The 13,041-nt window shown below is 43.6% G+C and carries 3 protein-coding genes; all 3 read right to left on the bottom strand.

Going from position 1 to position 13,041, the window contains the following annotated elements; genetic code table 11:
* Positions 1–73: 73 nt before the first annotated feature.
* From OIU26_RS20270 to OIU26_RS20260, 3 genes are read right to left on the bottom strand one after another with little or no spacing between them, the layout of a single operon-like run.
* The gene (locus OIU26_RS20270; RefSeq protein WP_264217813.1) at positions 74–955 is read right to left on the bottom strand and encodes a hypothetical protein; all 882 of its coding nucleotides are present in this window, start codon (positions 953–955) and stop codon (positions 74–76) included.
* Positions 942–9,527 (bottom strand): non-ribosomal peptide synthetase, encoded by an 8,586-nt coding sequence (locus OIU26_RS20265; protein ID WP_264217812.1) that lies wholly within the window; start codon positions 9,525–9,527, stop codon positions 942–944. Before OIU26_RS20265 ends, OIU26_RS20270 begins: the two co-directional genes overlap by 14 nt.
* Positions 9,528–12,971 carry a non-ribosomal peptide synthetase gene (locus tag OIU26_RS20260; RefSeq protein ID WP_264217811.1) on the bottom strand — a complete coding sequence of 1,148 codons (3,444 nt, stop codon included), beginning with the start codon at positions 12,969–12,971 and terminating at the stop codon, positions 9,528–9,530. It lies immediately after the preceding gene.
* Between the last annotated feature and the right edge of the window lie 70 nt (positions 12,972–13,041).

Here is a 13,041-nt window from a genome sequence, read left to right as displayed (position 1 = left end):
ATCTGAACCATCAGAAGGCTTTAAACTAAACTGCCGATCCTGTCGGCAGTTTTTTTATTTGATCTCTTTCACTTTACTTGTACCAAAGATCATCGTTTTCGAGCTCCTGTAGGCTGCTCAAAAACGATTTTGAGTTATCAACATAAAGTTCGGTGTCGATATAGTACAGCTTTTTATCTTGTAAGCATTGATCAATATACTCTGCATTCAAAATACTTTTATCTTCTACATTGGCGGCAAATGCTTGCAGTTTGGGAAGTGCAGTTTTCTGATATTCAAGCCACGAATGATGGAATCCAGCCGGCTCCTCCAGACAATAAATGTCATGATACAACGCTTCAGCAATCCCCTTTTTCCTGAGATAATCGGGTGAGAAAGGCATACTTTTGAAGTAGCGTCCGGTCATAGCAAACACGCGATAGCTCCAATGAGGAGCACCATGATTAGATTGGCAAAAAAGATTCAGGAAAAATACAGAATAGTGCATTTTTATCGTAATAATATGATGTTTCTTCACTTCCGCAACAATACGATCCGCCATCCGGCTGTCAATGATCTCATCGAAATCAGCCAAGATGATCACATCATCATCCTCAACCTTTTCCTGCAAAATAAAGGTGCTCCTGTTTCTTTGGCAAGCTTCATTGTGAAACGCACTGTTATGACTGAGCAGACTCCAGTACCAGTGGTCAAAGTGATCTGCGCCGCAGCGATCCACATCAAAATACAATGAATGCTCTTCAGGTGCGCGAAACAGTTCATCCGCATGAAATGGATGGTGAATGACCTTGGGACCTATATAATCTGGATTAAAGTTGCAGGGCTTATCCAAATAGCTGAATGTCTTGTTGGCTTCGATTACGTGCAGTTCGTCGATCCAGCTGGCATTTTCTTTTATTTTAATCTCTGCAATGCGATTTTCATTGAAAAAAGGGCAAAATTCATATATTTTCATAATCTGAGGCTCCCTCCATTATCATGCTATATGGTCGAACACCAATGCTTCGATACAGATATTCGGATATAAAGCGTATTAGCTCTGCGATCGTCTGATCCTTATAATGCAGTGAACTATAATAGCAGGTTAAACTTAATCTATCTCGTCTAAGGTCTGCCGTCATATTTAACTTGTAAGCAGAGGGGTTGTCCGCCGCATTCGTGCTTCCGTAAGAAATCGATAAAGGCTCATACAAATCATCAGCTATTCCGTTCATTTCCTCTGATTGGTAATGGAAAAGCATGTGCGTTCCGTCTCTCAGTGGTTTCGTATTTGGATAAACATCCTGTATCATATAACGTAAAATAAAGTAATCCATGCCTTCAGATGGAACATGCTGCAACATGTGTATGACATGTCTCAGTGCCATTTCCCAATTGTCCGACTGATCTCCTGCCGGGATCTGAATACGAAGGGGATATGCTCCAGCAAAAAAACCAATAGTACGATCAATCACAATACCCGGCAAAAAGGACTCACGTTGATAAGACATGACATGCAGCAGCAAATCCGATTGGTTTTTCAATTGAAAACAAGCCTGTGATAATGCCGTTAGTAGGATGCTCAGTGGTGTAGTTTGATGCTTTACAGCCAATGCCTTTAATAGCTGAAGATGCTCTTCTCCTTCAAGTAAATCAAGCGTTATAGTTTTCATGTGGCGATGGAGAGGCTGTGCCTCAGATTCCGTGTCAACCTGCAAAGATTGTCCGCCTTCTACAATCCTGTTCCAAAAAGTGAATGCTTTAGAAAAAGTGTCTTTCATCGCATATTGCGTCAACGCCATGCACCAATCCCGATAACTGCTTCCCTCCTCCACATGTAGCGCCAGATTACTCCCTTGTCCCGGCAAGAGAAGATGTCTCAAATCCTCTAAAAAAATGTTTATAGAGATTCCATCAAAAATTAAATGATGGAACAGAAGCAATATCACCTGTTGGCTCTCGTCATAATAGTGCTCAAACCATACAACCTTCCATAAAGGTCCTTCCTTGATATCGAATTCATGCTGCACTTTCGAGCAGTAGTCCGAAATATAGGCGTCATGTGATCCCGAAACCATGCACAAATCCACGTAAGAAACCACCTGTTGTACACTTATTTTCTGCTCAAATTGATACCATTCATCATCCTCCAGTTGAGCAAATGACAGCCGTAACGCCGCATGTTTGCTCAATAGTTGTTCAATCGACGTGTTCAGCAATTCTGTAGGAATGTAATTTTTGAGCAGAGCCAGGTAAGGTACATTAAACATGTTGCGATTCACAAGGTCTCTTTGGAAAAAACGTTTTTGTACAGCAGACAGTGGAAATCCGTCATACGGGTATGTTTTTCTTATAGACTGAATATACGGGTTATCCATGTTTGGACAGAGGGCAGCCGCTGTATCCGTCATTGCATTGCTCAACGAAAGTGCCAAACGTTCGATCGTCTGTTCGCGAAATATCTGGTTAACCGTAACCGGATATCCGCTTTTTTGCAGCAGGCTGGCTATGCGCAATGCATGGAGTGAATGTCCTCCCAACGTGTGAAAGTCTTCATTCTTGCCAATGTAATCTAGCTTCAGGACCATGCTCCAAACTTCTTCTATGGTTTGCTCCAATTCAGTCCACGGTCCAGCACTTGCTTCTTTATCACTATGGATTTCAGGTAAAGGAAGCTTTTTGCGATCAATTTTCCCGTTAATCGTTAATGGGAACGATTTTAGCCAAATGTAACGAAACGGCAGCATATATGATGGCAGAACGTCGGCCATAAAAGCATGAAGCTGTTCCTCTCGTTCTTCCTCTTCCGCTGTATAGTAAGCGAACATTCGGAGATCACCATGAACCTCCTGCATAAGGACCAGGCATTCTTTTATCGCAGGATAGCTACTAAGACGGAACTCGACTTCTCCGAGTTCGATTCGATATCCGCGGAGTTTTATCTGATCATCAACCCGTCCGATATACTCGATATTCCCGTCTGGCAACCATCTCACTCGATCTCCCGTACGATATAATACTAAATTTGTGCCTCTTTCACGATCTTTGGCAGAGCGGTGTGGATTTGGAGTAAACGCATGTTGTGTCAATTGGTTTTGCTGCCAATAACCCCTCGCCACCCCGTCTCCTCCCACGTATAATTCCCCGACTGCTCCGACAGGCTGGACACGGCCCCGTTTGTCCAAAATATAACAAGTTGAATTACTTATGGGCTTACCGATAGGAATATTCTGCTCAAATGGCTTTTCGATCCGGTAGCTCGTCGAAAAAGTGGTGTTCTCCGTAGGACCGTATGCATTGAGAATCGAAAGTTCCGGATAGGCGAGCCGGATACGATTGATATGTTTAACCGACAAAATTTCCCCACCTACGACCAACCATTGGAGTCCAGCAAACAGCTTTTCATTTTCTTCAATCCAGTGATTACACAGGGCAGAACTTAACCATAGGGTATTAATTCTCCACTCCTTTATTCGCTGCTCCAGCACATGGATATTTAAAAGATCGTCTTTGGAAATTACAAACAGCTGGCCGCCATTCAGCAACGTCCCCCAAATTTCAAACGTAGAAGCGTCAAAAACAGGCGAACCCGTATAGAGTAATCTGATGTCAGAAGAAAATGGGAAATAACAAGTGTTTTTGACCAAGCGAATGACATTGCGATGTTCCACCATAACGCCTTTCGGTTTTCCCGTCGATCCAGAAGTATACATGAGATAAGCAAGGTCATTGGGAGCAACCCTATTTTCCTTCTTTTCCTGTTGTACAACTCCATTTTGGACAAAATGTTCTGTATCAATCAATGTTAAACGGATTCCCTTACAAGCTTCCGAGATACGTTTTGTTCCTTCCTGTGAAGTGAGGATAGTATCCAGTCCAGCATCCTTGATTAATTCTCGGGTTCTTTCTGCCGGAAAATCAGGATCAATAGGAACATAGGCATATCCCGCTTTCATGATCGCCAGGATGGAGACAATGAATTCAAGAGAACGCGGCAAGTAAACTCCAATAAACTTTCCATGACTACTGGCATTACCATCATCCGCTAACCTGTTGGCAATGTGCTGAGACATGAGGTTTAGGCTGTGGTAGGACATAACCTGATTGTGCGCGATTACTGCTGGCTGTGAAGACCGCAGCTTTGCTTGCTCCTGAAATAAGTCAACAATCGAACGATCTCTGGGATATGCTGTATACGTATTATTCCAGTCATAGACGATTCGATCATATTCATCCTTATTCATGAAGCAAACGTCTCCGACGGTGTGATTCGGATAATCCAGCACATATTGCACCGTATTTTGCAGTTGTTCTGCCAATCGGCTAACCGTTTCTTGCTTCAGTCGATCAGCATCATATATAAACTTGATGATGATCTGTTCCCCGTCATGAGCCACGGTGATCGTTATTGGATAATTCGTTTTCTCTCGTTCCTCCATAGCTGACATCTTCAATTCATTTTCAGGCTGCCGATAGTCGTTTAAATAATTTTCGAATGCCACGATGCTATAAAACATGGCATGTCCTTGAATACCAGACCAGCTCTTCAATTCGTTCAGACTCACATAACTGTGGTCGTTTAGTTTCTGAATGATTTGGTGCAGCTGTTGTACATACTCCGTGATGGTTTGCTCCACATTCCAGTGCATGACTAAAGGCAGTGTATTAATCAGCATACCTGTGATCCGATCCGCTTGTGCAAGATCCGATCCTCTCCCGGATACCACCATGCCAAAAATGGTTGTATCGGCATCATGATAGACTTGTAGCATTTTGCCCCATGCGAACTGTACCAGTGTATTTAGCGAAACTTGTACTTGCTGTACAAAATTAGCGATCTGCTTGGTTCGTCTTGAATCGATAATAAGCGTTTCGATCTGCTGGTTCTCTATCGGTTGATGTACATCGGGAAGTGTACCTTTTTCTATCGGTGGTCGTGTCGGCTCCGTTACGTCGGCCAAATATGCCCTCCAGAATGTCTCGGCCTCCGTGCGATCCTTATTATTTAGCCAACGAATATAAGATTCAAAAGAACGGTTCAAGTTACGTTGAGGTATCCGATTTTGCAGGCTGCAAGCATAGAGCTCATGTACCCGATTCAGCAGTAGCGGCAGGCTCCAACCGTCCAGCAAAATATGGTGGTAACTCCAAATCATCGTCCATTCGTTCGGAGCAATCTGAATTAGGGTTAGGCGGAACGCAGGCTGAGTTAGATCAAAACGGCGATTAATTGTCATCCAGCGTTCGATATGCTCTTGTTGCCGCTCTGGTTGCTCTGCTTCAAAATCCAAAAACGTCCATTCCAATTCTGCATTTCGGACAATACATTGTAAGGGCTTGTCCAACGTCTCCCAAATGTAGCAAGTCCGCAAGCTATCATTTTCGGCAATGACGCTGTTCCAGGCTTCCCGGTAACGATCTACCTCTAGCCTGCCATGATATTTCCAACGAACCTGCACGAAATATTGATCGGAGGCGGAATGGTCCAAGTAATGGAACAGTAGTCCTTCCTGTAAGGGACTTAGATACAGCATTTTATCTAGACCATGTTGCAAATGATATGTCTTTACGATCTGATCGAGCGAATGCTGTTCCAAGGACACGGATGGAAAATCACTAGGCGTGAATTCTTCGTATTCAGCCTGGCTGCAATGCTTGATAATAGCAAGCAGACGTGTTATAAAAGCTTCTAGCAATTGAGTTATAGTTACTTCTTCATAGTGACATTTGCTATATTTCATAAACAGATGCAGCTTGCCATGAACTATGGAACAATTGAGTTCCAATAGGCTTGTTCCATGATTAAGCGGTGAGCTATAATCCTGTGCTGCGTCACGTGTAAACTCTAGCCACTCGTTTGACTCGTTCATATTACCCTGATCAAATTGGCCCAAGTAATTAAAAAGAGCCTGAGGTTCAGAAGCTGCTAACTCGGAACGGACTTCTTCGTGCGGGTGGCAGTATCTCAAAGCACCATATGACATACCACGGTGAGGAATATAGCGCAATTGCTCTTTGACAGATTTAATCGTCGCTCCCAAAGAGCCGCTATCCAGAATCCGAATGCATACCGGAAACATAGAGGTAAACCAACCGATAGTTCTTGTAAGGTCTATATCGGATACAAAATGCTCACGTCCATGACCTTCTAAGCGAAATGCAATCGTTGTCTGTCCAGACCAATCGGAGAGTGCCAAGGACCAAGCTGTAAGCAGCAAATCGTTGATCTCAGTATGGTAAGCCTGGGAGCAATGGTGCAAAAGCAGCTCCGTATCGTCGAAAGTAAGCATCGTAACCAATTCCGACGATGCACTGCTCTTTTTATGAGCCGGGTAATGGTCTACTGGCAGCACAAATGCTGCAGCTTGGTGCTGTACTATTTTCCAATACTCAATATGACTTAACGTATCCTTATGTTCAGAATAACTCATCAATACAGAGTGCCACTTTTTGTATGGATTCAAAACGGGCGGCAGTGCAGTCCCCTGATACAATTGACACAATTCCTGAACCAATATTCTCCAGGAAACTCCATCAATGACCAGATGATGTATAGTCATAAATAAACGAGCTTTACCATCAGGATGACCTTGGATTACTCCTGCATATATCATAGCGCCGGTCTCATAATTCAATTGTCTGTTCCACGCATCACATTTGCTTAAAATTTCGGATTCAGGATAATCAATTTGTTGAAGGGTATAGCAAGCCAGTTGAATGGAGGCATCCGTTCGATAGCGCTGCGAATACACATGTTCCCTGACCACGATCTCCGTCGAAAGCTCTGGATGTAATCGAATCAATTGATTAATGGCAGTTTCCAATCTCACAGGATCAAAATCACGGAGCACAAACAGCTGGGATTGATTGAAATAATGCGGCTCTACAAACTGTTGCTCGAAAAACCACTGCTGAATCGGTGTCAAGCCAAATTCGCCTGTCAAATCAACCATACGCTCTTCCGTTTGATTACTGTTTGTCCAAGTAACAACAGTAGCTAATTTCTTAATAGTTGGATGCTCTGCCACTAGTCTTGGAGTAAGTATCATACCGTGATCTCTGGCCATAGATACGACCTGAATGGCAAGAATTGAATCTCCCCCAACAGCGTAAAAATGGTCGTTAACTCCGATATCTCCCCTTTTTAAAATCTGTCGCCAAATCCTAAGCAAACGCTTTTCAAGATCATCCTCGTCTGCTTCCACAACTTCATCAGCTTGAAGAAATAAGATGCTCTTCGGGTCGGGGAGAGCCCCACGGTCGACTTTTCCATTTCTATTTACCGGAAAATAATCCAAATGACAAAAATATGATGGAACCATATAAACTGGTAATATAGCACCCAAGTGCTGCGTCAATTCCGCCTCTTTCAGTTCTTCTAGAGCAGTATAATAAGCTACCAGTTTATGGTATGACCCGTCCTTCCAGGTTTGAACGACACATTGACCGATGTCAGGATGTTGGCGTAGCTGATATTCTATTTCACCCAGTTCGATACGATACCCTCTGATTTTAATCTGTTCATCACTACGCCCTATAAATACCAGTTCTCCATCCGGCGTCCATTTCACAATGTCCCCGGTTTTATATAACCGCTCACTGTGTGACGGATATTCACTGCTGACTGCAATCTCTTTGTGAACGAATCGTTCTCGAGTCAGTTCCTCACGATTCAAATATCCTCTGGCAAGCCCAATGCCCCCTACCCATAGTTCGCCGGGAACGCCGACAGGCACAGGATTGCCGAATGAGTTCAAGACGAATAAACGTTTGTTATAAACGGGTTTGCCAATCGTAATTTCTTTTCCTGGCTGGCAGACAGAAGTAGCACAAATAATCGTTACTTCGGTCGGCCCGTAAGCGTTCACAAATTGTCTTCCTCTTCCCCAATAGTCGACAATATCAGGTGTACAGGGTTCTCCAGCAGATACAAGTGTACGCAATTTGGGCAATTCTCTATGTTTCATTGTTCGGAGCACCGATGGTGTCAGCATGGCAATGTGGATCTTCTTCTCTGCCAGAATATCTGAAATGTCTGCATAAGGTGGTAGTTCATCGTCTGAAAGGACAACCAAAGTCCCGCCTACTGATAACGTACCGATCCATTCGTAGACCGAAGCGTCGAAACTCATGGAGGCGAATTGCATGACTCTTGAGTCGGACGTAATACCAAACTTTTCAACAAGATAAGGGATCAACGTAACCAAGCCAGCATGTTCAATGAGAGTTCCCTTCGGTTTTCCGGTAGACCCAGAGGTGTAGATGACATAAGCCAGATCATTCTGTTTCAGCCCGATCTGCAAATTTTCGTAAGGATAGCAGTCCTGTTGCTCCGAGCATTCATCCACACAAATCAGCGTATGTGGTTTCATACCCAGTTGAGAAATATATGGATTTATCCTGCTTACTAATTGACTGTGCGTTATAATCATTTGGGCCTGTGCATCTTCTAAAATAAATCGCAACCGCTCTCCAGGATATTGGGGATCGACCGGAAGGTAAGCAGCTCCTGCTTTCATAACTCCGAGCATTGACGGGACCACATCTGCGCTCCTGTCCATAATGATAGCAATCAGCGTGCCAGCCGGCAGAGAGCCATGTCCTTGCAGCAAATGCGACTCTATAATCATGTGGCTGATTTGATTTGCCCGGTGATTTAACTCATAATAGGTCAGCTTCTGCTCACCAAACTCCAAAGCGATCGCATTGGGTGTTCGATCAGCTTGCTCCTCGATTAATTGAACCACCGTTTTATCCAAAGGATAGGCTTGTTCTGTATCATTCCATTGTTGCATCTGTTCGCGTTCTTCCGTGGTCAGCATGGAGTGAAATAGTATCTTTTTCTGCGGAAAAAGGAGTGCATTTTCCAGCAATGTTTGAAAATGGCCTGCGAAGCTAGCGATTTGTTTTTCTCCAAAACGATTGCCATCATACTGTATTGCGCACTCCAATACATCCGCATCATAATGGTAGCAGAGTGCGATTTCTAGCTGATCTATACTTTGTAAAAGAGCCTGTGCTTTCACATTTGAACTTGAAGATAGGAAATGATCACACATTTCTGTGATACCCACATTGAAGAAATCCTTCTCTCCTCCTGATCGAGGATCGACTTTAGTTTGCTGCGAAGAATCCTCTCTCCAATCGCCGCTGGTATGTCGTTTGTTCCAATCCATTTGTACCCTTTGTATCAAAGAGAAAAGATCATCTTCCCTTTGTATATGAATGAGTAGCGGATAATCCAGACGATCTCCTTTTTCTTCTTTGTCGGATATCATAGAATATACAACAGGCAAAGTATAGTGATTGGCGTAATGGGATACCAGTACGGACCATATGGCTGTTATAAAGGACGGCATGCCCATTTGATGATCCTGTACAAATCCTATAATCGCTTGGACCTGTCTTGTCTCCAAACGAATGCCGTAAAGCACTTGATTGTGGCCTGCGGACTGTGAGATATTTCTACTGGAGTGAGAAAATAAAGGCAAATAACGTCGTGGTCTATCAGACCCACTCTGACTAGGTATAGTGGATGACTCTATCACTTATTGTACCTCCCCTATCCGGGATGCTATACCAGCAGCTTGATAAAAAGCGTTCCTGACTTCCTCTACTTCTATCTCGTAACTGCATCGTATAGAAAAGATAAGACCATCCGTGTAGGAAGAAGCAATGCAATTGAACAGTGAATGGATCGGCAGTGGATTCGGTTGCTTTATAACGGTATCATCATAATAATTGCTGTATTTTGAGCCTGCCTTCGTGCTGTTTCCTAAATAGTTAAACATGAATAAATCCAGTTGCTCATACTGCTTCCCCAACTGTGCAAGTGTTCTGCTCCGTTTCCACTTGTCTTCGTAATCAGGGCTTGTAAGAAGATTCATAAAATTGATCGTATGGTATTTTAATAAATCCAGTCTGCTTCTGACAGACTGCATCATTTCATCTGGATTTTGCTCCAGATCCAACAGCATAGGCACAAAATCAATAAATTCACCGGTCGTGTTATAATAAGCTTCCTCGTCGTATCTTCTTCCATCATATAAAAATAACAATGGCAGCTTATCCATACCTAAATAAGTTTGCAGGCCCCTTGTATAGACATAAAGCGCCAGCTCTAAAGAAGGATTTGCAGCGGGAATGCATACGTTAAACAGGTAGGCTTCTGTGCTCGTTCGAAGCTTCGGGGCTTGGAAGATGTATTGCTTGCTTTTTTGGAACGCTTCCAAATTAAAAGATGATATTAATTCTGGTTCCGTGATTCCTTTTGGTCCACTTTGGATTTGTCTAACATACTCCACATAGGGCTTCACTTCATCCGTAGGAAGGGAGCGATTTTGAAGTAGACTCCTGTAGCTAGCAATCAACTGTCTCTCAGCTACTTCCGAGGTCACCCGATCGCATATCGCATGATGATAAATAGTAATGACATAATGTTCACGCAGGTTCCGTTTCAGCACAAACATGTGAAACAACATATGCTCTCCGGCGAATCGTGTATTTGTAACATAATCATTTATCATTTCCATAAGGGGGCCACATGGATTGTAAGCTGACACGTCAACAATGTTAAGTCTTGGCACACTATCACTAGGCAGTACGTATTCCCTCCAATAAGTCCATCCATCTCTTTGGGTCGGAACACTCCTCAGTAACCCTTGACTTTGGACAAAATGATTGTAGGCCTGATTCAAAAAATCATAATTCACACACTCATCCAGCCTAAATATACCTAAACTTGGTGGTGTTTGAAACGATATTTGCATTTGTTGAATTCCACTTAGCGGATATTCTTGTGCCACTTCCCCTCTTTTAAGAAACTGATCTTTTTTCAAATAATCATCTTCCAATTGCTTGCGTAAACTTTCCACTGGATCCGAATTCATGCTCTTTAAGCCTAGACGCTGGAAAAATTCCTCTTCATCCATCGTCCAGTATTGATCAGCCATTTCAGCTCTTAGATGCAGTGGTACAATATAGTGTGGCAGTAGCTCTGGAGCTACTTTTCCGTCCATAATCCGCAAGATATGGTTAACGTCAGCCACCATGTCGGAGTAAAGCACCTGAATATCTCTAACTTCGTGAATAAAATCCCTTACTTGGTATTTCACCCACTCAAAAACACCATCCGTTTCTTGGTGAAGCCAAGACATCAGCTGATGTCTTGTTTTAATGATGCCCTGCTGCTGTTGGGACCCGATAACACTATTCTGTGTTGAACGAAGGTAATCAGCGAGGGCCCGAATCGTTTTATAGTGATAAATGTCTGTTAAAGTGACGTGATATCCTGCCCACTCCATCCTTGACATTAATGTAAGCGCATGAATAGAATGTCCACCGAGGTCGACAAAGCTATCTAAAACACTGATCTCCTGCAGTCCCAATACATCCTGCCAGATATCCATCAGCTTCGTCTCCAGTCCCGGCTCAGGAGGAACATATTCTACTCCAGCATGCATATTTCCTTGAAGGGCCAATAGTGCCTTGCGATCCAGCTTACCATTCAGTGTCAGTGGCATCTGCTCTAATTGAATAAAAAAAGAGGGAATCATGTAGTTCGGCAGCTTTTTAGAGAGAGCAAATTTAATTTCAACTGCTGTCAGTTTTGTGGTCGCTGTAAAGTACGCTTCCAGTTGCTTCTGACCGACCTCATTTTCGCGGGCAATAACAGCCGCTTCTTGTATATCATTTACTTTTAATAGATGCGACTCTATTTCTCCTGGCTCAATTCGGTACCCCCGTATTTTCACTTGACCGTCGATCCGGCTAATATATTCGATGTTTCCGTCCGTTTGCTCTTGTACCCAATCTCCGGTACGATACAACCTGCCTCCAGGTACCCGTGAAGACTGAATAAACCGCTCTGCTGTCAGCTCTGGACGATTCAAATAACCTTTAACTAATCCATCGCCAGCGATGTACAATTCGCCTGCAACTCCCTGCGGCAGAGGACACAGCTTCGAATCCAGGACATAAATCTTCGTGTTGCTAATTGGTTTGCCGATCGGCACAGTATTTGCATTTTCGTCCAAATGATCAATCGGGTAATACGTAGCAAATACCGTGCTCTCCGTCGGTCCATAGACATGAATTAAACGGCCGGGACCCAGAACAGCGAACGCTTTACGCACATGGCTGACCGACACCTTCTCACCACCGAATAGCAAGGTTTCAATGGTTGCAAAGCAGCCGGGATCAATATCCACCAATGCATTAAAAAGAGCTGTCGCGACGAAGCATTTTGTAATCTGTTGTGTACGTAGTATATTTGATAGCTCCCGTGCATTCATAGATTGATCCTGTGTGCTCAAAACAAGAGTGCCCCCATTAAGCAAAGCCCCATAAATACCAAATGTAGCACCATCAAACGAAAAACTGGACACTTGCAATATCCGATCTTTTGTCGAGAAATGGATGTAATTTGGCTTTTTAACAACACGTGTAATGTTGTAGTGCATCGTTAAGGTTCCCTTAGGTTCGCCCGTAGAACCGGACGTATACATAATGCATGCTAGCGTATCGGAACCTTGAATAGATGTGAGATTCCCTGTTTCTTTTCCATAATTCCGCTTGTCCATCAAATCCAGTACAAGACTGTCGAGCCCCAATGGGTTGTGGATTGGAAGCCGGGTCAGCAGGAGGGTTGCGCCGGAATCCGTCAGCATATAGCGTATACGTTCCTTGGGATATTGCGGATCAATCGGCACATAGGCTCCCCCGGCTTTTAAAATTCCGAAAATCCCGATAATCATCTCCAATGAGCAGTCAACCATGATCCCGACGGGCTCGTCTTTATCTACACCTTTGGCTCGCAAAACATGTGCAAGCTGATTGGCCTGTTTGTTCAGATCGGCATACGTCAAGTGCTTGTCCCCAAATACAACCGCTACGTGGTCCGGTGTACGCTCAACCTGCTCCTCAAACAATTGATGAATCGTTTTCTCCCGCGGGTAATCCGCTAACATACCGTGTAACATGTTTAAGATCATCTCCTTCTCCTGTCAGCCATAATCCAGATATTACAATAGGTTGGATATTTAACTGGAGAAAAAGAAATGA

The organism is Paenibacillus sp. BT-177, from assembly GCF_025846815.2.
In the GTDB taxonomy this organism is placed as follows: Bacteria; Bacillota; Bacilli; order Paenibacillales; family Paenibacillaceae; genus Paenibacillus; species Paenibacillus polymyxa_C.
The sequence above is the reverse complement of the archived record's forward strand: the minus strand, read 5'-3'. Positions and strand labels throughout refer to the sequence as shown.

What these genes read in the sequence shown, in the direction of transcription:
- OIU26_RS20270 (WP_264217813.1), bottom strand. Translation starts at nt 955, where the DNA reads ATGAAAATATATGAATTTTGCCCTTTTTTCAATGAAAATCGCATTGCA.
- OIU26_RS20260 (WP_264217811.1), bottom strand. Translation starts at nt 12,971, where the DNA reads ATGATCTTAAACATGTTACACGGTATGTTAGCGGATTACCCGCGGGAG.